The 22,445-nt window shown below is 57.4% G+C and carries 20 protein-coding genes; 5 read left to right on the top strand and 15 right to left on the bottom strand.

Translation table 11 applies throughout. The annotated features are described in order from the left end of the window. Positions 1-42: 42 nt before the first annotated feature. Positions 43-969, bottom strand: coding sequence for an AraC family transcriptional regulator (locus A6U95_RS18080; RefSeq protein ID WP_083196410.1), 927 nt, complete (start codon positions 967-969; stop codon positions 43-45). A 126-nt stretch (positions 970-1,095) separates the two neighbouring features. Further along, positions 1,096-3,372, bottom strand: a complete 2,277-nt coding sequence (metE, locus tag A6U95_RS18075; RefSeq protein WP_065685462.1) for a 5-methyltetrahydropteroyltriglutamate--homocysteine S-methyltransferase — start codon at positions 3,370-3,372, stop codon at positions 1,096-1,098. Between the two features lie 105 nt (positions 3,373-3,477). Between metE and metR the strand changes: the two genes are divergently transcribed. Then, on the top strand, positions 3,478-4,428 hold the full coding sequence (gene metR / locus A6U95_RS18070; RefSeq protein ID WP_024531203.1) for an HTH-type transcriptional regulator MetR: 951 nt from the start codon (positions 3,478-3,480) through the stop codon (positions 4,426-4,428). Here metR and A6U95_RS18065 read toward each other — a convergent pair. Next, positions 4,425-5,288, bottom strand: a complete 864-nt coding sequence (locus A6U95_RS18065; RefSeq protein WP_024531204.1) for a carboxylate/amino acid/amine transporter — start codon at positions 5,286-5,288, stop codon at positions 4,425-4,427. The genes metR and A6U95_RS18065 overlap by 4 nt on opposite strands. A gap of 158 nt (positions 5,289-5,446) precedes the next feature. Here A6U95_RS18065 and A6U95_RS18060 point away from each other — a divergent pair, with 158 nt between their 5' ends. Beyond that, a complete protein-coding gene (locus tag A6U95_RS18060) occupies positions 5,447-5,800 on the top strand; it encodes a hypothetical protein (protein WP_065685461.1) in 354 nt (117 codons plus the stop codon). On the opposite strand, the gene A6U95_RS18055 is transcribed toward A6U95_RS18060, so the two are convergent. The 12 genes from A6U95_RS18055 to A6U95_RS18000 form a co-directional block, all read right to left on the bottom strand. Next, complete coding sequence (locus A6U95_RS18055) at positions 5,781-6,737, bottom strand: AEC family transporter (protein WP_065685460.1); 957 nt, start codon at positions 6,735-6,737, stop codon at positions 5,781-5,783. The two genes, A6U95_RS18060 and A6U95_RS18055, sit on opposite strands and share 20 nt — an antisense overlap. Positions 6,738-6,819: 82 nt before the next feature. Further along, a complete protein-coding gene (gene ugpQ, locus A6U95_RS18050) occupies positions 6,820-7,557 on the bottom strand; it encodes a glycerophosphodiester phosphodiesterase (protein ID WP_024484626.1) in 738 nt (245 codons plus the stop codon). Then, positions 7,557-8,630: a sn-glycerol-3-phosphate import ATP-binding protein UgpC gene (locus A6U95_RS18045; RefSeq protein WP_065685459.1), complete on the bottom strand. Its 1,074-nt coding sequence runs from the start codon at positions 8,628-8,630 to the stop codon at positions 7,557-7,559. The genes ugpQ and A6U95_RS18045 overlap by 1 nt, the downstream gene beginning before the upstream one ends. A gap of 5 nt (positions 8,631-8,635) precedes the next feature. After that, on the bottom strand, positions 8,636-9,481 hold the full coding sequence (gene ugpE, locus A6U95_RS18040) for a sn-glycerol-3-phosphate ABC transporter permease UgpE (RefSeq protein ID WP_065685458.1): 846 nt from the start codon (positions 9,479-9,481) through the stop codon (positions 8,636-8,638). Continuing rightward, positions 9,478-10,365, bottom strand: a complete 888-nt coding sequence (ugpA, locus tag A6U95_RS18035; RefSeq protein WP_024529581.1) for a sn-glycerol-3-phosphate ABC transporter permease UgpA — start codon at positions 10,363-10,365, stop codon at positions 9,478-9,480. The genes ugpE and ugpA overlap by 4 nt, the downstream gene beginning before the upstream one ends. 115 nt (positions 10,366-10,480) lie before the next feature. Then, positions 10,481-11,800, bottom strand: a complete 1,320-nt coding sequence (gene ugpB / locus A6U95_RS18030) for a sn-glycerol-3-phosphate ABC transporter substrate-binding protein UgpB (protein ID WP_065685457.1) — start codon at positions 11,798-11,800, stop codon at positions 10,481-10,483. Between the two features lie 193 nt (positions 11,801-11,993). Next, positions 11,994-13,181: a PLP-dependent aminotransferase family protein gene (locus A6U95_RS18025; RefSeq protein WP_065685456.1), complete on the bottom strand. Its 1,188-nt coding sequence runs from the start codon at positions 13,179-13,181 to the stop codon at positions 11,994-11,996. 67 nt (positions 13,182-13,248) lie between these two features. Then, positions 13,249-13,950 carry a high-affinity branched-chain amino acid ABC transporter ATP-binding protein LivF gene (gene livF, locus A6U95_RS18020; RefSeq protein ID WP_065685455.1) on the bottom strand — a complete coding sequence of 234 codons (702 nt, stop codon included), beginning with the start codon at positions 13,948-13,950 and terminating at the stop codon, positions 13,249-13,251. A gap of 4 nt (positions 13,951-13,954) precedes the next feature. Further along, the gene (livG, locus tag A6U95_RS18015; protein WP_024484631.1) at positions 13,955-14,722 is read right to left on the bottom strand and encodes a high-affinity branched-chain amino acid ABC transporter ATP-binding protein LivG; all 768 of its coding nucleotides are present in this window, start codon (positions 14,720-14,722) and stop codon (positions 13,955-13,957) included. Further along, positions 14,719-16,002, bottom strand: coding sequence for a high-affinity branched-chain amino acid ABC transporter permease LivM (locus A6U95_RS18010; protein ID WP_065685454.1), 1,284 nt, complete (start codon positions 16,000-16,002; stop codon positions 14,719-14,721). Before A6U95_RS18010 ends, livG begins: the two co-directional genes overlap by 4 nt. Next, entirely contained in the window at positions 15,999-16,925 is a 927-nt protein-coding gene (gene livH / locus A6U95_RS18005; RefSeq protein ID WP_021181499.1) for a high-affinity branched-chain amino acid ABC transporter permease LivH, read from the bottom strand. Before livH ends, A6U95_RS18010 begins: the two co-directional genes overlap by 4 nt. Positions 16,926-17,073: 148 nt before the next feature. Then, positions 17,074-18,189 (bottom strand): branched-chain amino acid ABC transporter substrate-binding protein, encoded by a 1,116-nt coding sequence (locus A6U95_RS18000; protein WP_065685453.1) that lies wholly within the window; start codon positions 18,187-18,189, stop codon positions 17,074-17,076. 463 nt (positions 18,190-18,652) lie between these two features. On the opposite strand from A6U95_RS18000, the gene panM reads away from it, so the two are divergent. The 3 genes from panM to A6U95_RS17985 are packed head-to-tail and all read left to right on the top strand — an operon-like array spanning position 18,653 to position 22,321. Further along, on the top strand, positions 18,653-19,045 hold the full coding sequence (gene panM, locus A6U95_RS17995; protein ID WP_065685452.1) for an aspartate 1-decarboxylase autocleavage activator PanM: 393 nt from the start codon (positions 18,653-18,655) through the stop codon (positions 19,043-19,045). Continuing rightward, positions 19,042-20,259: a DUF3142 domain-containing protein gene (locus A6U95_RS17990; protein WP_065685451.1), complete on the top strand. Its 1,218-nt coding sequence runs from the start codon at positions 19,042-19,044 to the stop codon at positions 20,257-20,259. Before panM ends, A6U95_RS17990 begins: the two co-directional genes overlap by 4 nt. Further along, positions 20,246-22,321 carry a hypothetical protein gene (locus A6U95_RS17985; protein ID WP_065685450.1) on the top strand — a complete coding sequence of 692 codons (2,076 nt, stop codon included), beginning with the start codon at positions 20,246-20,248 and terminating at the stop codon, positions 22,319-22,321. The genes A6U95_RS17990 and A6U95_RS17985 overlap by 14 nt, the downstream gene beginning before the upstream one ends. Positions 22,322-22,445: the final 124 nt, after the last annotated feature.

The raw sequence follows: 22,445 nt of genomic DNA, 5'->3' as shown, positions 1-22,445 counted from the left end.
GATCGACCTGAGAAATAGGTCGATCATCATGGGTAAAGGATGTTAAAAAGTGTTCACCATGTCCTTGAACACCTGTCTACCATGTCCCCGGTCTGTACAGGGAGAGGGTTGGGGTGAGGGGCTCAGCTCGCTGTGATACTGGCCGCGATACTCCGACGGGGAACGTTCGGTGTTCTTGCGAAACAGGCGGCAGAAATAGTTGCTGTCGACAAACCCGCAGGCGTGCGCCACTTCTTTCACCTTCATGTCATAGCGTTTAAGCAGGTGCTTCGCCTGCTCCAGCCGCACGTGATTGAGATATTCGTTAAACCCGATGCCACCAGCCTTCTGGAATAGATGAGAAAGGTAATTCGGTGAGATATAAAATGCCTGGGCCACCGACTCACGGGTGAGTGGCTCACGATAATGCTCCTCCAGGTGACCCCGCACAGCATCAAACAGCGCCTGACTACGTGAGGCGGTTCTCACCGAGGTGCCAAACAGATCGAGCGCATGGCTAAGCAAGCCCTTCACCAGGAAACGCGCAGTGGGCTGATCGCTCTGGTGCCAGGAGAGTTCGTTAAGCGCCTGCAACATAAACGACCCCACGCGCGGGCCACGGCGCGCCACGTTATCCTTACCCAGCGGCAGAGTATTTTCCCCATCCCAGCCCAACAAGCTATAGCCCAGTTGCTGCTTGCCAAACAACAGGCTGAGCGTGGTCGTCGGTTGCTGCCAGCGCGGGCTGTTCCAGCCTTGCGCCGGGACAAACAGCACATCCCCCGGCAGCAGTATCTGCTGTTGCCGCACTCCCTGGCTGCCCTCCCACTCCATTTCCTGCTCCCCATCCACCACCAGCTCAAGGCGCGGAAAGCCTACCTGATAGGCCAGCTCCGGGGCCGGATGTTGATTACCGGCAAAATAAACCTGCCGGATCCCCTGCCCATCATCGAGCAGCGGAGCCAACACGGCCACCAGCGGGTGTTTCATCGGGAATAATCCTTCAAACCAAGTGGACAACGAGACTTGATAATAACCAATAGCGGCGAGGAAAACGCGGGAGTAGAACAAGAAAAGGGCGCCGAAGCGCCCTTGAGTAAAAACATCGCGTTTGGATCAGACAACCTGGTCACGCAGGCGCTGAGCTGCCAGCACCATGTTAGCCAGCGACTGGCGGGTTTCTGGCCAGCCACGGGTTTTCAGGCCGCAGTCTGGGTTGACCCACAGGCGTTCTGCCGGGATGTTCTGCGCCGCTTTACGCAGCAGCGCTTCGATCCATTCTACGCTTGGCACGTTCGGCGAGTGGATGTCGTAAACGCCCGGCCCGATTTCGTTCGGATAGTCGAACTCTTTGAACGCTTCCAGCAGATCCATATCGGAACGAGAGGTTTCGATGGTGATCACGTCGGCATCCAGCGCCGCGATAGAATCCATGATGTCGTTGAACTCGCAATAACACATGTGGGTGTGGATCTGGGTATCGTCCTGCGCCACGGCGGCGTTCAGTTTGAAGGCATCCACCGCCCAGTCGAGGTATGCGGCCCAATCGGACTGGCGCAACGGCAGGCCTTCGCGCAGTGCAGGCTCGTCGATCTGGATGATACCGATACCGGCCTTCTCCAAGTCTTCCACTTCGTCACGCAGTGCCAGCGCAATCTGCTTGGCGATCACTTCACGGGTCACATCTTCACGTGGGAAGGACCAGCAAAGAATGGTCACCGGGCCGGTCAACATGCCTTTTACCGGCTTGTCGGTCAGCGACTGGGCAAATTTGGCCCACTCTACGGTGATGGCTTCCGGGCGGCTGATATCGCCAATAATCACCGGTGGTTTCACGCAGCGGGAACCGTAGCTCTGTACCCAACCATTTTGGGTGAACACGAAGCCGTCCAGGTTCTCGCCGAAGTATTCCACCATGTCGTTACGCTCGGCTTCGCCGTGCACCAGCACGTCCAGCCCCAGGCGTTCCTGTTCGGCGATAGCCTGCTTGATATGTTCGCCGATGCTGGTGCGGTAGTTGCTACCATCCAGACGGCCCTGCTTGAAGTCCAGGCGCAGGCCGCGGATTTCGGTGGTCTGCGGGAAGGAGCCGATGGTCGTGGTTGGCCAGGCAGGCAGATTAAAGCGATCGCGCTGAGCCTGGGCACGTTGTTCATAAGGGCGCTGACGTTCACTGTCTTTGGCAGTGATAGCCGCCAAGCGTTTTTCAACCTGTGCATTATGCACACGGCTGGATTGGCGGCGGGCGCGGATTGGTGCGCTATAGGCATCCAGTTTGGCTTGTTTTTCTGCCCCTGGTGCATTCAGAGCTGAGCTCAACAACGCCAGCTCGGCACATTTTTGCAGTGCAAAGGCGAACCAGCTTTTCACCTCTTCGTCCAGGCGGCTTTCCACGCTCAGATCGATCGGGCTGTGCAGCAGCGAGCACGAGGTGCCAATCCACAGTGGGCGGCTACCGACCAGCGGCTGAAGGCGTTCAAACCAGCTGCTCACATCGGCACGCCAGACGTTACGGCCATTGATCACCCCAAGCGACAGTACCCACTCTTTCGGCAACGCGTTGTTCAGGGCAGCGGCATCATCTTTGCCTGCGACCAGATCCACATGCAGCCCCTGCACCGGCAGTTCGCGGATGGTGTCTAGGTTATGGCCAATGCTGTCGAAATAGGTAGTCAGCAGCAGTTTGACCTGGCCTTGCAGCGCGGCATAAGCCGGTTTAAAGGCCTCCAACCAGGCTTTAGGCAGTTCCAGCACCAGCGCAGGCTCGTCGATCTGTACCCACTCAATGCCGCGTTTGGCCAGCTCAGCCAGCACTTGCTGGTAGACCGGCAGGATATCGTTCAGCAGCGACAGGCGGTCGAACTGCTCACCCTTCACCTTGCCCAGCCACAGATAGGTTACCGGGCCCAACAGCACCGGCTTGATTTTGTGACCCAGCGCCAATGCTTCGTCAACTTCATCCAGCAGTTGAGTCCAGCCCAGTTTGAACTGCTGGCCTTGAGTAAACTCAGGCACCATGTAGTGGTAGTTGGTGTTAAACCATTTGGTCATTTCCGCCGCCGCCGCAGGTTCACCGGTGGGTGCGCGGCCACGGCCAATACGGAACAGGGTATCGAGGTCGATCGAGCCATCCTGGTTTTGATGACGTGCCGGGACGTTGCCCAGCAGCAGGCTGGTGGTCAGCACGTGATCGTACCAGGCGAAATCGCCAACCGGCACCAAATCCACCCCGGCCTGCTGTTGTTGTTGCCAGTGACGAGCGCGCAGCTCGCGGCCAACCGCCAACAGCTCTTCCTGTGTTGAATTACCTGCCCAGTAACTTTCCTGCGCTTTTTTCAGTTCACGACGCAGACCAACGCGTGGAAAACCCAGTGTGTGATTTAGAATTGTCATCGTCATATTCCCCATTTAGCCGTCCAGATGTTTACACATCCATAATCCGCAGGTACTGTATGATCCACAAGCGCAATATTTTCACTGTCACTGTGAAGGACTCTCATGATCGAACTGAAACACTTACGGACCCTACAGGCTCTGCGTAATACCGGCTCCCTGGCCGCCGCCGCCGCACAGCTTCATCAGACACAGTCAGCCCTTTCGCATCAGTTCAGCGATCTGGAGCAGCGTCTGGGCTTTAAGCTGTTTGTTCGTAAAAGCCAGCCGCTGCGCTTTACCGCTCAGGGGGAGATCCTGCTACAGCTGGCAGAACAGGTATTGCCGCAGATCCAACAGGCGTTACAAGCCTGCCACGAGCCGCATCAAACCACGCTGCGCATCGCCATCGAATGCCACAGCTGTATTCAGTGGCTGACTCCGGCGTTGGACAACTTCCGCTCCTATTTCCCGCAGGTGGTGATGGATTTCAAATCCGGCGTGACGTTCGATCCGCAACCTGCCTTGCAGCAAGGGGAACTGGATCTGGTGTTGACCTCGGATATCTTGCCGCGCAGCGGGCTGCACTATTCGCCGATGTTCGATTTTGAAGTCCGGCTGATCCTGGCCCCCGATCACCCGCTGGCCAATAAGCCGCACATTGAACCGGCAGACCTGAGTGATGAAGTGCTGATGATCTACCCGGTACAGCGCCAACGGCTGGATATCTGGCGCCATTTCCTGCAACCGGCAGGCGTCAGCCCGGCGCTGAAAAACGTCGATAACACGCTGTTATTGATTCAAATGGTGTCAGCCCGGATGGGGATCGCCGCGTTACCACACTGGGTGGTGGAGAGTTTTGAGCGCCAGGGGCTGGTGGTCACCAAGACGCTCGGGGATGGCCTGTGGAGCCGGTTATATGCCGCCACTCGTGACGGCGAGCAGCGCCAGACGGTCACCGAAGCCTTTATCCGTTCGGCACGTCAGCACGCTTGCGATCATCTGCCGTTCGTGCGTGATGCCGCCAGGCCGATGGGCAGCCTGCCAGACACTCAATCCTTAGCCTCTTTGAGCTAGAGGCTAGCAGCTTTCGGCGCAACCCAGCGGCGATGGACCCATAGCGAAGCGACAATCACCGAGCCACCGATAATAAAGCTGGCCCAGTGCGGCTGCTGATGCCAAACAGCAAAATTAACCAGCAGGCCCGCGGGCACATGCATATTGTTCATGATGCCCAGCGTACCGGCGTCCACCTGTGTCGCCCCGTAATTCCACATAAAGTAGCCCAGCCCGGAAGCCACCACGCCCAGCCAGACCAAAATGCCCCATTGCAGGTTGGTGGTTGGCAGCTGGTTCGGATTACCCCACAGGAACCAGGCGACCACCGCTACTGCCGCCGCGCCCAGATAGAACCAGGAAAATGCGGTATGTTGCGGCAGCGGGTGCACTTCCATCAGGCGTTTGTAACCCACCATGCCGATGGCGAAACTGATATTCGCCGCCTGAACTAGCAGCAACCCCCACCAGAAGTGATCGCTCAGTTGGTGGTAGCGGATAATCGCCGCCCCCAGCACGGCCAGCAACGCGCTGAACAGATAGCCCCAACGCAGACGGCGGCCGCTGATCAGATCGTAAATCAGCGTGATATACAGCGGCGTAAGCACCGTAAACAGCAGGAATTCCGACACGGTCAGATAGATAAAGGCACGGAAGCTGATCAGATACATGATGCCAAGCTGGAAGGCGCCCACCAGCATATACAGCAGGATCACTTTCAGCTTGATATTGCGCCAGCGCAGGAACGGCAGAAACACCAGCGCCGCCAGCCCAACGCGCATCAGCACCGAGAACCAGCTGTCGACATTGCCTGCCAGGTATTCGCCGATCAGGCTAAAAGAAAATGCCCATAAAATGGTGGTAATAACCAGAAGCAGCACGACAAGTTCACCCTAAAAGATCCGAAAGGGCGATTGTAGCGGAAGCAGAACAACAATGTGGCGCAAAGGAGGTTTACGTCTGAGTGTAAAATAAACTAACGAGCAATTTTGCCTGACTACGTTAGGCTTAAGACTACGGAAAGAACCGGAGGTAGAACATGAAACGTCACCTTATTATCACCACCCTGCTGTGGCTGCCCTGGTTGGCTGTGGCGGAAAACGGCGTCACTACGCTCAGCCAGCAACAGCAATTTCTTAACCAGCGCAACCAGCAGGCACAACAACAGCGCATGCTGAACAATCAGCAGATGGAGCAGCACCAGCAGCAGGGTTATCAACTCAAGGCGAACCAGCCCAAAATGCTGCCCTATAACGGCAATAACAACCCGATGCAGCCACAGATGACCACTGGCAAGATGCTGCAAAACGGCAATCAGCCGGTTAATCCCTTTAACCAGACTGCTCCGGTAATACCACAGGCGCCGCTTCCGGCTACACCCTGCCCCCCATAATGGTGAGGATTAACGGGGTGGTGATCGCCGCCAGCGCGGTGGACATCACCAGGCTGGTAGCAGCAGGGCCGGTCAGCACGTTGAACTGCCGCGACATCAGGTAGACGTTTACCCCCACGGCCATTGATCCCAGCAGTACCACCACACGGGTCTCCATCGGGGGTAAATCCATTGACCAAGCCAGCAGCCAGACCACCATCGGCTGAACGATCAGCTTGAGGAAGCAAATGCCGCTACTCAGTTGCCAGCCCTCGCTGATACGGTATTCCGCCAGCCCCATGCCGAGTACCACTAGCGACAGTGGAGCCGCCACCTGGCCCAGCATGCTGACCGGCTGATCGACAAACACTGGCAGAGGCAGGCCGGTCAGGCTGAACAGCGTACCAGACAGGATGCCGATAATCAGCGGGTTGGTCAGCACGCTGCGCGCCGTCTTGATAAATCCTTGCAACGTGGGGGAGCCATTACGCGCCCATTCGATGGAGATGGTCACCAACGTCCACAAAATCAGGCCGTTAAAGACCAGCACCAGAGCCACCGATGGAATGGCCTCCTCTCCCAGCATCACCGTGGCGATCGGCAGGCCAAGCATGACGTTATTGGAGAAAATGCCGCCTAGAGCAAATACCGAACCCGAAACGCCGTCCAGCTTGAAGAGCCGCCGTGCGGCAATGCGGCCGATCACGAAGACGATCAGGCAACTGCCGAAGAAGGCGATCAGCAGGCGGGCATCCACCGCCGGACGCTGTGAGAAATCGCACATCATGCGAAACAGCATGGCGGGCAGGGCGAGGGAAAACACGAAGCGGGTCAGGCCATCGGTGATGGTCGCTGGCCACTTTCCCCAGCGGATAAGGCCATATCCCAGCACGATCAGCACAAATAACGGCAAAGACAGCACTATTTGGTGCCACAGCGAAACAATAAAGGCAGGCATCGTATCCCTTCCGATGGCGCGGCGGCAACGGGCTGACGTCGCTATGTTCTGGTTTGGTCATGTAAACTAATAAATTAACCGGTTAAAAATCCGGGCCGATCAAATCTATCCGGTCGGTGCAAATACAGTCAACGCCCCAATTCAACAATAAACGCGCCCGCTCCGGCTTATTGACGGTATACACCAGAATACGCAGCCCGGCATCTTTTAGCGCCGCGACACGTTCAGCGGTCAGTTCTTTATGATTAATATGCAGCGAGACACAGCCCAGGCGCTCGGTCAGCTCACGCCAATTGTCATCCCATTTGTCCAGCAATAGGCCGCGCGGCAGTTCTGGGGCGGTCTGCTGTGCCGCCGCCAGGGCTTCCACCGAGAACGAAGAAAGCAGCGGATCGGTTTGCCCTTGCCACAACATGCTGGCGGCAAAGGCCACCACCCGGCCGGTTTCCTCGTCGCTGCCGGTGGTTGGCTTGATTTCAATATTGGCCATCATGCCGTGCTGCTTACAGCGCTCCGCCACGTCCGACAGCAGCGGCAAACGCTCCCCTTTAAAGGCCGAGCTGTACCAGTCGCCGGCATCCAGTTCTACCAGCTTTTCCCATGGCAGTTCGCCCGCCACGCCCCAGCCGTTGCTAGTGCGTTCGAGCGTGTCATCATGCAGCAGGAAAATCTGCCCGTCCTGCGCCAGTTTGGCGTCAAACTCGATCATCTTGTGGCCATGACGCGCGCCGACATCAATCGCGGCCAGGGTATTTTCCGGTGCCAGAGAACCGCCGCCGCGATGGGCGACAATATGGGGATAAGGCCAGGCTGTAGTCATCAATCCATCCGTGTTCCGCTATGGGTAGCAAAAAAGTGCAGCGCCGACGCAGGCAGCTGTAAATACAGGATGCTGCCCGCAGGCGGCAGGGTTTCATGGCTCAGGCGGACGATCACGCCTGAACTCCCCCATTGCCCGTGTGCCAGGTTATCGGCGCCGAGCAACTCCAGCGTTTGCAGCTCTAACGGAATACCGCCCTGCTCGCGCGTACTCAGTTGAATATGCTCCGGTCGGATACCCAACGTCAACTCCTGTCCGCCCCACTGTGGCCGAGGCTCTGGCAGATCCAGTGCCATACCACCGGCCAGTTGCAGTTGTTTGCCGTCCACACTCAGCGTGCCAGGCAACAAGTTCATCGCCGGGGAGCCGATAAAGCTGGCGACAAACAGCGTCGCCGGGCGTTGATAAACCTCACTTGGCGTACCAATCTGCTCCGCCACGCCTTTATTCATCACGATCACCCGCTGCGCCAGCGTCATCGCTTCAACCTGATCGTGGGTGACATACAGGCTGGTGGTTTTCAGCCGGCGATGCAGCTGCTGCAATTCCAGGCGCATCTGGACACGCAATTTAGCGTCCAGATTGGAGAGCGGCTCATCAAACAGAAACACCGCCGGTTCGCGCACAATCGCACGCCCCATAGCCACCCGCTGGCGCTGGCCGCCGGAAAGCTCACGCGGTTTGCGTTGCAGCAGCGGTTCCAACTCCAGAATACGCGCCGCCTCTTCTACCCGCTGACGGATGTGCTGTTTGCCAAAACCACGGATTTTCAGGCCATAGGCCATATTGTCGTACACGCTCATATGCGGATACAGCGCGTAGTTCTGGAACACCATGGCGATGCCGCGATCTTTCGGTTCCAGATCGGTCACGCGCTGACTATCAATATAGATATCACCGCTGGTGGTGCGCTCCAGTCCGGCCACCATCCGCAGCAGCGTCGATTTGCCACAGCCGGAGGGGCCAACCATCACAATAAATTCACCGTCAGCCACGTCGAGATCGATCTGCTTGATCACCGGCGTTTTGCCGTCGTAAGACTTGGTGACCGCCTGTAGTTTTAAACCTGCCATATTCGTTACTTCTCGCTATCAACCAGACCGCGCACAAACCAGCGCTGCATCAGAAGAACCACCGCCAACGGCGGGATCAAAGTCAACATCATTGCCGCCATCACCTGATTCCACTGGGTCGGCGCGCCGGAGGTGGAAATCATGCTGCGGATCCCTGCCACCGCCGTACTCATCGAGGCGTCACTGGTGACCAGGATCGGCCACAGGTACTGGTTCCAGCCGTAGATGAAGGTGATGACAAACAGCGCCGCCAGATTGGTTTTCGACAGCGGCAGCACGATGTCCCAAAAGAAGCGCATCGGCCCGGCACCGTCGATACGGGCGGCCTCCAGCAGCTCATCCGGCAGGGTCATAAAGAACTGACGCAGCAGGAAGGTGGCCGTGGCCGATGCCATCAGTGGCAGCGTGAGGCCAGTGTAGCTGTCCAGCAGGTTGAGGTTGGAGATCACTTCCACCGTCGGGAAGATACGCACCTCGACCGGCAGCATCAGCGTCATGAAGATCAGCCAAAAGAACAGGCTGCGCAGCGGAAAACGGAAATAGACGATGGCATAGGCGGACAGCACCGAAACCACGATCTTGCCGCAGGTGATCGCCAACGCCATGATCACGCTGTTGAGCAGCAGCATCGAGAACGGCACCTTGAGGGTGCCCACACCGCCCTGCCAGATATGGCGGATGTTGTCCCAAAGGTGGCCGCCAGGGATCAGCGTCATAGGTACCTGGAACACCTGCTGATCGTCCAGCGTGGCGGCCACAAAGGCCACATACAGCGGAAACAGCACCACCAGCACGCCAACAATCAGCATCGTATGGCTGAAGATATCCAGCCCGCGTCGGTTCTCAATCATTGGTAACGCACCTTACGTTCGACAAAGCGGAACTGGATCACCGTCAGGCCAATCACCAACAGCATCAGCACCACCGACTGCGCCGCCGAGCTGGACAGATCCAGACCGGCAAAGCCTTCACGATAGATTTTGTACACCAGCGTAGTGGTCGACTGCACCGGCCCACCGCCGGTAGCGGCGTCGATCACCGGGAAGGTGTCGAAGAAGGCATACACCAGGTTGACCACCAGCAGGAAGAAGCTCACCGGCGTGATCAGCGGCAGCACCAGGTTGAAGAAACGCCGTACCGGGCCTGCCCCGTCGATCGCAGCAGCTTCCACCAGGGAACGCGGGATAGATTGCAATGCGGCCAGGAAAAACAGGAAGTTATAGCTGATCTGCTGCCACACCGATGCCAACACCACCAGGAACATCGCCTGGCCACTGTTTTGCGCATGGTTCCAGTCGTAACCGAAACCGGCGAGCACATGGGTGATCAAACCCATGCCGGGGCTGAACAGGAAGATCCACAGCACCGCCGCTACCGCAGGGGCAACCGCATAAGGCAGGATCATCAACGTCTGATAGAAGCGGCTGCCGCGCAGCACGTAGTCCACCAGCGCGGCAAAGAACAGCGATACCAGCAGGCCAACACCGGCCACCAGGAAGCTGAACAACAGCGTGGTGTAGAAAGACTCCAGGTAATACGGGTCCTGGAACAGCTGTGTAAAGTTGTCCAACCCGACAAACTGGCTGGAAAGGCCGAACGGATCGACGCTTTGTACCGAGTACCACAGCGCCTGGCCGGCAGGCCACAGGAAGAAAACGACGGTGATCAGCAACTGTGGCAGCACCAACACATAGGGCAGCCAGCTACAGCCGAAGCCGGGACGGGATGATGACATAGGGTTAACCGTTAAATGGGGATGAGGGACGGCATAAGCCCCTCACCCCAACCCTCGCCCAAAGGGAGAGGGAGTGGATCGATGTCGTTTGGCCGAATATGGCCCAATCTGACGCTTACTTGGTGGAAGCCTCGAAGCGGCGCAGCAACACGTCACCGCGCTGTACCGCGGCATCCAGTGCCTGCTGCGGGGTTTTCTTGTCGGTCCACACGCTTTCCAGTTCTTCATCCACCACGGTACGGATCTGCGGCATATTGCCCAGACGCAGCCCTTTGGTGAACGCCAGTGGTGGCTTGTTCAGCATCTGACGGGTTGCCACATCGGCCCCTGGGTTTTTGTCGTAGAAGCCCTGCTGCTTGGTCATTTCATAGGCGGCAGTGGTGATCGGCAGGTAGCCGGTCTTTTGATGCCATTCGGCGGCAATCTCAGGCTGGGCCAGATATTGCAGGAATTCCGCCACACCTTTGTAAGTCGCCGCGTCTTTGCCGTTCATCACCCACAAGCTGGCCCCGCCGATAATGGCGTTCTGCGGTGCATTTTTTGCGTCAGCATCAAAAGGCATCATGCCCACACCGAAGTCAAACTTGGCGTATTTGCGGATGCTGGCCAGCGAGCCGGAAGAGGCGGTAGCCATGGCGCAGTCGCCGTTGTAGAACTTCTCGGTAGGTTCGTCCTTGCGGCCAAAGTAGGTGAAGTCACCCTTCTTGTTCATGTCTTGCAGGAACTGAATATGTTTCACCTGCAGCGGCTGGTTGAACTCCAGCTTGGCATTGGTGCCACCAAAGCCGTTGTTTTCACTGGCGAACGGCACGCCATGCCAGGCGCTGAAGTTCTCCAGTTGGATCCAACCCAGCCAACCGCTGGTGTAGCCGCACTTCATGCCAGCCGCGCGTAGTTTGGCCGCATCAGCCGCCAGCTCCTGCCAGGTTTTCGGTGGCTGATCCGGGCTCAAGCCCGCTTTCTTGAAGGCGTCTTTGTTGTAATACAGCACCGGGGTGGAGCTGTTGAAAGGCTGGGACAGCAAATGGCCGCTCTTGTTATCGGTGTAGTAACCGGCCACAGTCGGCACAAACACCGATTCGTCGAACTTGACGCCCGACTCCTGGAACACCTGATACACCGGTTTGATCGCCTTGCTCGCCATCATGGTGGCGGTGCCCACTTCATAGACCTGCAGGATCGCCGGAGCCTTGCCGGAACGGTAAGCAGCAATGCCCGCCGCCAGGCTTTGTTCGTAGTTGCCTTTATAAACCGGGACGATCTTCACATCGCTGTGAGTTTGGTTGAAACGGTCCGCCAGAGAGTCGACTTCGGTACCCAGTTCCCCTTCCATCGAATGCCAGAATGGGATCTCGGTAGCAGCTATTGCATGGCCGCTGACCGCCAGGGCCAAGGTAACGCACAACGTGGTTTTTTTAATCGCGTGAGCAAACATGCCTAACTCCTGAAAAAGCGGGTGTGATCAAAACGCGTGAGCGAAAAGAAACAGTTTTTGTTCGGATGCTAAACATGCCATGCGCGGATGACAGAAAAATAACTCTGTCGTGACAGCTAGATGACAGCGAGGTGAAGTGCAGATGGCGGTTTGATGTCGGCGGTAGGGAATTCACCCCACCGCCGCAGAGAGATTACAGTGAGCGACGCAGGCGGGCGACGGCCTCTTGCATCTGTTGTTCGGTTGCCGTGGCAAACGACAGACGGAAGGTAGAGCGATCCGGTTTTTCAGAGAAGAAGTATTCTCCCGGCACAAATACCACGCCCTGCTTCAGGGTGGTTTTCAGCCACTCGGTGGCATCAAATTGCTGACGGAAACGCGCCCACAGGAACATGCCGCCTTTCGGCATATCAAAGCTGATCACATCACCCAGCTCTTTTTCCACCAGCCCGGCCAGGATCTCGCCTTTGTGCTTGTAGGCTGCGCGGATCTTTTCGATCTGCGCCGGTAAACGATCCAGCCCCAGGTAACATTCGACGATGCTCTGCGACAGCGCGCTGGCATGCAGATCCGCCGCCTGCTTGATGATCGCCACTTTATGCAGCAGGAATGGCGGCAGGATGGCCCAACCCAGGCGCAGGCCCGGAGCCAGGATTTTGGAGAAGGTGGAGGTATAGATAATGTTTTCGGTATGGCCCAGTACCTGCTGCGAAACCTGATACAGCGTAGCATTACGCTCTTCGGTGAAGCGCAGCTCGCCGTACGGGTCATCCTCGATAATCAGGAAGTTATGCTCCACCGCCAGTTTCACCAACTGCTCACGGCGTGCGGCGCTCAGGGTCAGGCCACTCGGGTTGCCGAAGTTCGGCACCACGTATACCCCTTTGATCTTCTGGGTTTTCAGCAGTTCAGCCAGTTCATCAACCACCATGCCGTCGCTGTCGGAAGAGACGGACATGACGTTGGCTTCCGCCAGTTCCAGCGTTTGCAGCGCCGCCAGATAGGTCGGGCGCTCTACTACAAACACATCACCAGGGTTAATCACCGCACGCATCACCAGATCTAACGCCTGCTGGGAGCCTGCGGTCACCACGATATCTTCCGGCTTGGCATTAACGCCACGCTGTGCGCATAGGGTACAGATGCCTTCACGCAGCAGTTCGCTGCCTTCGGTCAGCCCATATTGAAACGCGCTTTTTGGCTGCTCGGTAATGGCCTGCTGGGTAGCAATGCTCAATCCTTCGAAGTCAAACAGCGCATCAGAGGGAATGCCACCCGCCAGCGAAATGACGTTTTCCATTTTGCTGTGCTTGAGCAATTCGCGGATTGCCGAGCTTTTGACCTTTACGATGCGCTGTGCGAGTAGTCCTTCTGTCTTCATTGCTTGTTCTCGTAATCGTTAAGAATAGGGGCGCCACTCAGTGCGCCCTATGGCAATTACCCATGGTTTAACCCCCCAGGTATGCTGACCGCACTGCTTCGTTTGCTAATAATGCGGCCCCCGTATCTTCCAACACCACGCGGCCGTTTTCCAGCACATAACCACGATCTGCCAGTTTTAGCGCCTGGTTGGCGTTTTGTTCCACCAGGAAGATGGTCATCCCCTCTTCGCGCAGCTGCTGGATGATATCGAAAATCTGCTGGATGATGATGGGGGCCAGCCCAAGTGAAGGCTCGTCCAACAGCAACAACTTCGGCTGGCTCATCAGCGCACGGCCAATCGCCAGCATCTGCTGCTCGCCACCTGACATGGTGCCAGAGCGCTGGCTACGGCGCTCCAGCAGGCGTGGAAACAGGGTAAATACCCGCTCGATGCGTTGGTGATACTGCTCGCGATCGGCAAAGAAACCGCCCATCGCCAGGTTCTCTTCCACCATCATGCGTGAGAACACCCGCCGCCCTTCCGGTACGATCGCCACAGCCTCACGCATGATGCGCGCTGTCTGCCACTGGGTGATGTCCTGATCCATCAAGGTGATGGACCCTTCGCTGGCCCTTGGGTCGCCGCATAGCGTGCCGAGCAGGGTGGTTTTACCGGCACCGTTGGCGCCGATCAGGGTGACGATTTCCCCCTGTTGAATGTTCAGGCTGACCTGGTGCAGCGCCTGAATTTTGCCGTAATGGGCGGAAACCTGATTAAATGACAACATATGCTTATTCGCCCAGATAGGCCCGGATCACGTCCGGGTTATTGCGGATTTCTGCCGGTGTGCCTTGTGCCAACGGCGTTCCCTGATTCACCACGTAGATGCGATCGGAAATCCCCATCACCAGTTTCATATCGTGCTCAATCAACAGCACCGACACCTGGTGCTGGTCACGCAGCTCGACGATCAGGTGATCCAGCTCATCGGTTTCTTTCGGGTTCAGGCCCGCCGCCGGTTCATCCAGCATCAATAGTTCCGGGCGCGTTACCATGCAGCGGGCGATCTCCAGCCGACGCTGCTGGCCATAGGCCAGGTTACCCGCAGAACGGTTAGCCATGTCCAACAAGCCCACACGCTCCAGCCATACCGCCGCACGCTCCAGCGCATCGGCCTCTGCACGGCGGAACGCCGGGGTTTTCAGCAAACCGGCAAACACGCCGCTTTTCAAATGCTGATGTTGGGCCACCAGCAGGTTTTCAATCACCGTCATTTCACGGAACAGCCGCACGTGCTGGAAGGTGCGTACCACACCCATGCGGGCAATGGTCTGGCCGGAAAGCCCTTCCAGATGGCGATCGCGCAGTTTGATGGTGCCACTGGTCGGGCGATAGAATCCGGTCAGGCAGTTGAACACCGTGGTCTTGCCCGCGCCATTCGGGCCAATCAACGAAACAATCTCACCTTGATGCAGTTCCAGCGCGACGTTGTTTACCGCCAGCAAACCACCAAAACGCATCGAAAGCCCGGCTACCGCCAGTAAAGGTTGAGTACTCATGCCTGCTCCCCCTTCACGGCTTTGATATCAGCCACTTTCAGCTTCAACTGCGGGCGTTTCATAGGCAGCAGCCCCTGTGGCCGCCAAATCATCATCAACACCATCAGCGCCCCCAGCAGCAACATGCTGTATTCATTCAGATCGCGCATCATCTCACGGGACACTACCAGCAGGATCGCCGCCAGGATCACCGCAAACTGTGAGCCCATGCCGCCCAACACCACGATCGCCAGCACAAAGGCCGACTCCACAAAGGTGAAGGATTCCGGGCTGACAAACCCCTGACGTGCGGCAAACAGCGTACCGGCGAAACCGGCAAAGGCGGCACTGATGGTGAAGGCGGTCAGTTTGATTTTGGTCGGGCTCAAGCCCAGTGAACGGCAAGCAATTTCATCTTCGCGCAACGCTTCCCAGGCACGGCCCAGCGGCATGCGCAGCAGGCGATTAATCACAAACAGCGTCAATATCACCAGCAGCAGCGCTACCAGGTAGAGGAACACGATGCGGTCGCTGGGATCGTATTTCAGGCCAAAGAAGTTATGGAAGGTATCCCAGCCACCGTCGCGGGCGCTGCGGTTAAACTCCAGACCAAAAAAGGTGGGTTTCGGGATCTGGCTGATGCCGTTCGGCCCACCGGTAATTTCGGTGTTGTTCAGCAGCAGGATGCGGACGATTTCACCAAAGCCGAGCGTGACGATCGCCAGATAGTCTCCCCGCAGGCGTAACACCGGGAAACCGAGCAGGAAGCCGAAAATGGCGGTGACGATCCCCGCCAGCGGCAGGCTTTCCCAGAATCCCAGGCCGTAATAATGGTTCAGCAATGCGTAGGTATAGGCACCGATGGCGTAAAAGCCGCCGTAACCCAGCACCAACAGGCCGGAAAGGCCAACCACCACGTTCAGGCCCAGCCCCAGCATGACGTAGATCAGCGTCAGGGTGGCAATATCCACCGTGCCGCGCGATACCAGGAACGGCCAGACTACGGCGGCAATGATGATCGCCGCTGCCAGCACCTTCTGGCGCGTTGTGGAGCCGTCAAAGCTGGGTAATACGAACGCCGGACCGGAGATTTTTTTCATCCCGTGCTGCATCAGCGGACGCAGCAGTTGGAAGAAAAATACCACCACACAACCGATACCAATCCACATCCAGCGCACTTCGGCAGCGCCGTGCACCACCAGCTTGGTGCCGTCGAGGCTCAGTTGCATCCCCATCAGGAAGGAGGCCATGACAAACAGCACGACCGTGGCAATACAGGCGTTAAGCAGACCGAGTTTCATACTTTCTCAACCTCCGGACGCCCAAGGATACCGGTTGGCATCACCAGCAACACCACAATCAGCAAGGCGAAGGACACCGCGTCTTTGTATTCGGTGCTCAGATAGGCCGAGGTGAGCGCTTCAGCCACGCCCAGCACCAGCCCGCCGATCATCGCCCCAGGAATGCTGCCAATCCCGCCCAGTACCGCAGCGGTGAAGGCTTTCATCCCGGCCATAAAGCCGATGTAAGGGTTGATCACGCCGTAGAATTGGCCGAGCAACACGCCCGCCACCGCCGCCATCACCGCGCCGATCACGAAGGTGAGCGAAATCACCCGGTCGGTATTGATGCCCAGCAGGCTGGCCATCTTCAAATCTTCCGCACAGGCACGGCAGGCGCGGCCCATACGCGAATAACGGATAAACATCGTCAATGCCAGCATCGCCAGGAAGGTGACCACCCAGATGATGAGCTGCATGGTGCTGATGGTCGCGGCAAAGCCGTTGCTCTCACCCAGCACCCACTGGCCGGTGACCAGGCTTGGCAGCGCCACATCACGTGAACCCTGCGTCAGGCTGACGTAGTTTTGCAGGAATATCGACATCCCGATGGCGGAAATCAGCGCAATCAGGCGCTTGGAGTTGCGCACCGGTTTGTAGGCCACCCGCTCGATGCTCCAGCCATAGGCGCTGGCAATCACGATCGACACCAGGAACGCTGCGCCGATCAGCAGCCAACCCACGTCGATGCCGATCATCATCAGGGCGGCGATCACGATAAAGGAGACATAGCTGCCGATCATATATACCTCGCCGTGGGCGAAGTTGATCATGCCGATAATGCCGTAGACCATGGTGTAACCGATGGCGATCAATGCATAGGTGCTGCCCAGCGTCACGCCGTTGAACATCTGCTGCAGAAAATAGAGAAACTGCTCTGACATACTCTGACCTTCTAAGGTGTTGTACTGGCCGACAAAGAGCGGCCCAACGGCCTGCTGGCGTTGCAGGCTCCGGGAATTCCCGGTTTGTAGATTTTGCTGTCGAGGTGGCCTCCGCGCCCAAAAAGCGCAGAGGCCACCTTAAACGGGCTTATTTAATCGGCGTTGATGAGCCGTCGGCATGCCATTCAAACACCCCGAACTCGAAGCCTTTCAGATCGCCTTTGTCATCCCAGCTCAGTGGCCCCATCACGGTTGCCACCGGTTGGCCGGTTTTCAGATCTTTGACGATATCTGCTGGCTCCTGGCTACCGCTACGCTCCATCCCGGTGACCAGCGATTGCAGTGCCGCATAGGTGGTCCAGACAAATGGCCCTGTCGGATCCAGCTTCTTGGCTTTTAATGCATCAACTACCGGCTGGTTGGCTGGCACCTGATCGTAACGTTTTGGCAGCGTCACCAGCATGCCTTCAGACGCAGCACCGGCGATATTGGACAGCGAGGAGTTACCCACACCTTCCGGCCCCATGAAGCGAGTAGTCATGCCCGCCTGTTTGGCCTGACGCAGGATCTGCCCCATCTCCGGGTAGTAACCGCCGAAGTAGACGAAATCGACGTTTTCTTTCTTCAGGCGAGCCACCAGGGTAGAGAAATCTTTGTCACCAGCGGTGATACCTTCAAACAGCACTACGTCGGTACCCTGCTTTTTCAGGCTGTCACGCACTGAACGCGCCAGGCCTTCACCGTATTGCTGCTTGTCGTGGACCACGGCGATACGCTTGGGCTTAATCTCGTTGAGGATGTAGTTGGCAGCCGTTGGACCCTGATCGGAATCCAGGCCGGTGGTGCGCATGATCATCTTGTAACCACGGGTGGTCAGATCGGCGTTGGTCGCCGCCGGAGTGATCATGATCACGCCTTCGTCTTCATAGATGTCGGAAGCCGGCTGGGTCGAAGACGAGCACAGGTGGCCGATCACGTAACGAATGCCGTCATTGATGACCTTGTTGGCTACCGCCACCGCCTGTTTCGGGTCACAGGCATCGTCATACTCTACCGCCACCAGCTTATCGCCCTTGATCCCGCCTTTGGCGTTGATATCGGCAATTGCCTGACGTGCACCGGTGAACTCCATATCACCATACTGCGCCACCGGGCCGGACATGGCGCCCACTACGGCAATCTTGATGTCTTTTGCCACAGCGACATGGCCGATAGCCATCGCGATACAACCGGCCAGCAGCGCTTTACCCTTTGTTAATTTCATCCGCATAATCCCCATCTGTCGTTGTGAGTGTTTCTGTTGTATTTGTCACACCTAATCATTGTTTCTACCCGGCAGATTGCAAGTAACGTCCAACTGACCGTGGCTTGCAAAACGCCGGTAAATCGCTTTTATCTATAAGTAATAATGATTTAGGTAGATTCGCGACAATATTTTCTAATAAGACTTTATTTTTCATGCCATTAAACAGGAGTTTTCTTCTGCAAAGCAACTCCCAATACCAGAAACAAGCGGTGTAAACAGGATAAAATCCGGATTAATTCTGCGCTGTTTAGCGCAAGGAACAGCGTGATATGCTGGTTAACACCTCATTAACCAATCGTTTACTCGGAAAATGCCCGCAGCAAAAAACATTTCGCGCAGACCTCGTATAGAAAAACTTACACAACGCTCTGTGCAAGATCCATTACACTGTCGACATCCCTTATCGGTGCGGAAATCCGGCATGAAACTGACCATTGAACGCTTGACCAGCTTGTCCCCACAAGACCTTATCGACCTTGGTAAAATCTGGCCACATCAACAACCTGCGCAGTGGCTAAGCTGGCTGGAGGAGGGTAGAGCACTGTTTGCCGCCCGATTTAACGAGCGGCTGCTAGGGGCGGTAAAAATCGAGATAGAGGGCCAGAGCGCCCAATTGCACGATCTGCTGGTGCGCGAAGTGACACGCCGCCGTGGCGTGGGGCTGTATCTGATGGAAGATGCCCAACGCCAATTGCCACAGGTGCAACATTGGCAACTGGATACTACCGGATTGGCAGCACGTGAACGTGGGGAAGTCGGCAACTTTATGCGCGCCTGCGGCTTCCGGGCTCAGGGCGATTGCTGGCAAAAATGAAACGTTGGATAGCCCTGATCGTCGTTATGCTGCTCGCAATAATGGCCTGGTATGTTGGGCGCTACCAGGCAATGAACCTTCATCAACCTTGGGATCAGCAGGCCTACGTTTGGCAAAGGGTGTGGACACCTCAGCATGCCGAGGCGCTGGCTGCCAGCCGTGACCTGTTTACTACCCTGCGCGTGTTGGGTTTGCAGGTACATCCCCGTGAGGGTTTACGGGACATCACGGTCAATACCGCCCTGCTGAAACAGGATGGCCGTCCGCTATGGCTGGTAGTGCGGGTAGACGGGCAACTGATGCAGTTGGATGAGGCCGCCATCTATGCACGTCTGCAGCAACAGCTGCAACGCTGGCAGGCGGCCGGTTTACCCGTGATTGGCGTGGAGATTGACCATGACGCCGCCACTGCCCGGCTGCCCAAATATCAACAATTTCTGCGCCAACTTCGCCAACGGCTTCCCTCTTCGTTACAGCTAGGCATCACCGCCCTGCCCGCCTGGATCGGCTCCCCAGCGCTGCCCGGCGTACTGCAACAGGTAGACAGCTCGGTGCTTCAGGTGCATGCGGTGCTCTCCCCCACCCAAGGTTTATTCGACGGCCGGTTGGCGCAGGAGTGGACACGCCAGTACGCGCGCCTTAGCCCTAAACCCTTCCGTATCGCTCTGCCAGCCTACGGCATGGCTCTGCTTGGGTTCGATGCCCAGGGGGCTCTGGTTGAGAGCGAAGCCTCGCAGCGCGTGGCGGGCAAGGTCCAGGAACTGACCGTGGCTCCGCAGCAGGTTGCCGATTTTTTGCAGCAGCTCGCACAACGCCCACTGCCACGTCTGCGCGGCATTATCTGGTTCCGCCTGCCACTGGAAACCGATCGCCGCGCCTGGTCGATGGCGACGCTACGGGCAGTGATCCAGCATCAGCCCTTGCTCACTAACTGGCAGGTTAAGTTTTTGCCGCAGCCACAGCAAAATGGGCTGTATGATTTGATTATTGAGAATCAGGGACCGATGGATGCGCCGTTACCGCGTGAGATCCACATTCAGGCAGAAGGTTGCCTGGCCGCCGACGCAGTAGGACATTACCAGTTGGCAACACCATCGGAATCCCAACGCTTTATCCGCATTAGCGGCGATCAGCTACGAGCAGGGCAATCACGCCCCTTGGGCTGGCTACGCTGCCAACAGATCATGCCAGGAGGTACCCATGTCATACCTTGATTTGCACACAGCAGGGCACCGTCGCCGTGCGCTCCCGTTAGCATCACTGATCGCTGCAGCATTGATGGTGCCGCTGAGCGGCCAGGCCTGTGGGCCGGACTTCCCCAACCGCCTGCTGGTCAACCGCAACGGCACCCTGCTGTATATGCCTGAGGGCAACTTCGCTTTCGAAGCCACCCGTCTGGTGCCGGTAGACCCACAGCTGCCACGCTGGCAGGCCGAAGCACCGGCGACACCGCCAAAACCGATGCCCCTCTCGCCGGAGCAGCAAGCCATTGCCCAAATGCGGGCAACCAAGACCGTAGAAGAAGCCGACGCGGTGAATGCGCAAGGGCTATCGAATGCCGCGCGCTTATATACGCTGGGGGCGGTAGCCTTTGCCGCAGAAGATCCTCGGGCGTCGCAATATTTCCAGCAGGTGTTGGCATTGCCAGCCGCCGAGCAGGGAGCATGGGGGTTACGGGCGCAATACTCGCTTGGCCGCCTGCTGATGGACGATCATGGCACGCCGGAAAACGAATCCGGTAGCGAGCCGGTGGTGAAACATCCGGAGAAAGCTCAGCTTGAGCAGGCCCTGGCCGCCTTCCAGCAGGTGATCGACCAGGTGAAAAGTGGTACTGCCGATCCCGATCAACTGGCGCTGAGTAGCCTGGGCCAGCAGGCACGTATTCATTTGTGGCTCGGGGAAATCGCTCCGGCGGCACAGCTGTATGCCCAGCAGGCCGCTCAAGGCGATCCCGATGGTGGGCTTTCGTTGCAGTATATCTCCAGCTATTTGATCAACCCGCAGCATGTAGAGGCGTTAAAACAGGCCATTCACGATCCGCTGGTGCAGCAGTTGGTCACCATTGAGCTGTTCGCCCGCAGCAGTAATCTGGAGATGTCCGGCATCATTAACGGTGAGACCGGCGCCAAACAGCTTGTCGATCAGACCCTGACGTTGCTCAATGACTCGGTTAAAAGTGGTTTCACCGGTAGCGACCGGCTGGCGGCGCTGGCCTATCGTTCCGGGCAATATGCCATGGCGGCCAACCTGCTGAAAAATGCGGGTGATGGCGGTTTAGCCTGGTGGTTACGTGCCAAAATGGCCCTGCGTGATGGTGATGTGAAAGCCGCCACTGCCGCCTATGCCAAAGCCGCAGCCGCATTCCCTACCGATGAAAGCTGGGGAGAACAGCGTAACGAAGACTTCGCAGCCGAAATGATCGTGCCGGATTGCCGAGTTGCCGGCGAGCAGGCCATTCTGGCGCTGAACCGTGGCGACTATCTGCAAGCGATGGACCTGATGTATCGCGGCAAAGAAAACTACTGGGCAGACGTGGCGGATATCGCCGAGCGGGTGCTGACGGTCGATGAGCTGAAAGGCTTTGTGGATAAGCATGCACCAGCGCCCACCACGCCGCTCAAGCCGGTCAAACCCGACGAATACAATGGCGAGCGGATCACCCAAGAGGTTCAACTGCGTGAATTGCTGGCACGGCGCATGATGCGCGCTGGCCGCTATGAGGAAGCGGTGAACTACTTTGCCATTCCGAACTACCGCCAGGCGGCGCAGGACTTTGCCAACCTGATGAAAGCGGCGAAGGATAAATCGGCGGATAAGAACGCACGCGCCAAAAGCTACTATCAGGCGGCGGCGCTGTTGCGCTCGCAGGGATTGGATTTCACCGGTTACGAAATGACGCCGGATTACAATATTTATGGCGCGGGGTATTCCTATCTGGGGGATGCTTTCAACACCAAGGATATCAAAGACAAGAGTTGGATCAGCGCGGCGGAAGCGGCACGGGCCAAAAAATCGTTGCCAGACGAGGATAACCGTTTCCTGCATTACCGCTGGCAGGCGGTGGATCTGGCACAAAAGGCCGCCGATCTGCTGCCACCGAAAAGCCAGGCTTATGCAGCCGTGCTGTGTAATGCCGCTGGTTGGGTGATAGCCCGCGACGCCAAGACTGGCCGGGCGCTGTATCAGCGTTATATCAAGAACGGCACCCAGTTTGAGTGGGGGACCAAGTTTGGCTACAACTGCCCGGCACCGGAGTTTGATACCACAGCCAACTAGTGAACTGCCCCCTAACCCTCTCCCGTGTACAGACCGGGGACATGGTAGACAGGTGTTCAAGGACATGGTGAACACTTTTTAACATCCTTTACCCATGATGATCGACCTATTTCTCAGGTCGATC

It is taken from the genome of Serratia sp. 14-2641 (genome assembly GCF_001692375.1).
GTDB lineage: Bacteria > Pseudomonadota > Gammaproteobacteria > Enterobacterales > Enterobacteriaceae > Chania > Chania fonticola_C.
The sequence above is the reverse complement of the archived record's forward strand: the minus strand, read 5'-3'. Positions and strand labels throughout refer to the sequence as shown.

What these genes read in the sequence shown, in the direction of transcription:
- A6U95_RS18045 (WP_065685459.1), bottom strand. Translation starts at nt 8,630, where the DNA reads ATGGCAGGTTTAAAACTACAGGCGGTCACCAAGTCTTACGACGGCAAA.
- A6U95_RS18080 (WP_083196410.1), bottom strand. Translation starts at nt 969, where the DNA reads ATGAAACACCCGCTGGTGGCCGTGTTGGCTCCGCTGCTCGATGATGGG.
- livH (WP_021181499.1), bottom strand. Translation starts at nt 16,925, where the DNA reads ATGTCAGAGCAGTTTCTCTATTTTCTGCAGCAGATGTTCAACGGCGTG.
- A6U95_RS18060 (WP_065685461.1), top strand. Translation starts at nt 5,447, where the DNA reads ATGAAACGTCACCTTATTATCACCACCCTGCTGTGGCTGCCCTGGTTG.
- livF (WP_065685455.1), bottom strand. Translation starts at nt 13,950, where the DNA reads ATGTTGTCATTTAATCAGGTTTCCGCCCATTACGGCAAAATTCAGGCG.
- A6U95_RS18010 (WP_065685454.1), bottom strand. Translation starts at nt 16,002, where the DNA reads ATGAAACTCGGTCTGCTTAACGCCTGTATTGCCACGGTCGTGCTGTTT.
- metE (WP_065685462.1), bottom strand. Translation starts at nt 3,372, where the DNA reads ATGACAATTCTAAATCACACACTGGGTTTTCCACGCGTTGGTCTGCGT.
- A6U95_RS18025 (WP_065685456.1), bottom strand. Translation starts at nt 13,181, where the DNA reads ATGAAGACAGAAGGACTACTCGCACAGCGCATCGTAAAGGTCAAAAGC.
- ugpA (WP_024529581.1), bottom strand. Translation starts at nt 10,365, where the DNA reads ATGTCATCATCCCGTCCCGGCTTCGGCTGTAGCTGGCTGCCCTATGTG.
- metR (WP_024531203.1), top strand. Translation starts at nt 3,478, where the DNA reads ATGATCGAACTGAAACACTTACGGACCCTACAGGCTCTGCGTAATACC.
- A6U95_RS17985 (WP_065685450.1), top strand. Translation starts at nt 20,246, where the DNA reads ATGTCATACCTTGATTTGCACACAGCAGGGCACCGTCGCCGTGCGCTC.
- ugpB (WP_065685457.1), bottom strand. Translation starts at nt 11,800, where the DNA reads ATGTTTGCTCACGCGATTAAAAAAACCACGTTGTGCGTTACCTTGGCC.
- A6U95_RS18000 (WP_065685453.1), bottom strand. Translation starts at nt 18,189, where the DNA reads ATGAAATTAACAAAGGGTAAAGCGCTGCTGGCCGGTTGTATCGCGATG.
- A6U95_RS18055 (WP_065685460.1), bottom strand. Translation starts at nt 6,737, where the DNA reads ATGCCTGCCTTTATTGTTTCGCTGTGGCACCAAATAGTGCTGTCTTTG.
- A6U95_RS17990 (WP_065685451.1), top strand. Translation starts at nt 19,042, where the DNA reads ATGAAACGTTGGATAGCCCTGATCGTCGTTATGCTGCTCGCAATAATG.
- ugpE (WP_065685458.1), bottom strand. Translation starts at nt 9,481, where the DNA reads ATGATTGAGAACCGACGCGGGCTGGATATCTTCAGCCATACGATGCTG.
- ugpQ (WP_024484626.1), bottom strand. Translation starts at nt 7,557, where the DNA reads ATGACTACAGCCTGGCCTTATCCCCATATTGTCGCCCATCGCGGCGGC.
- panM (WP_065685452.1), top strand. Translation starts at nt 18,653, where the DNA reads ATGAAACTGACCATTGAACGCTTGACCAGCTTGTCCCCACAAGACCTT.
- livG (WP_024484631.1), bottom strand. Translation starts at nt 14,722, where the DNA reads ATGAGTACTCAACCTTTACTGGCGGTAGCCGGGCTTTCGATGCGTTTT.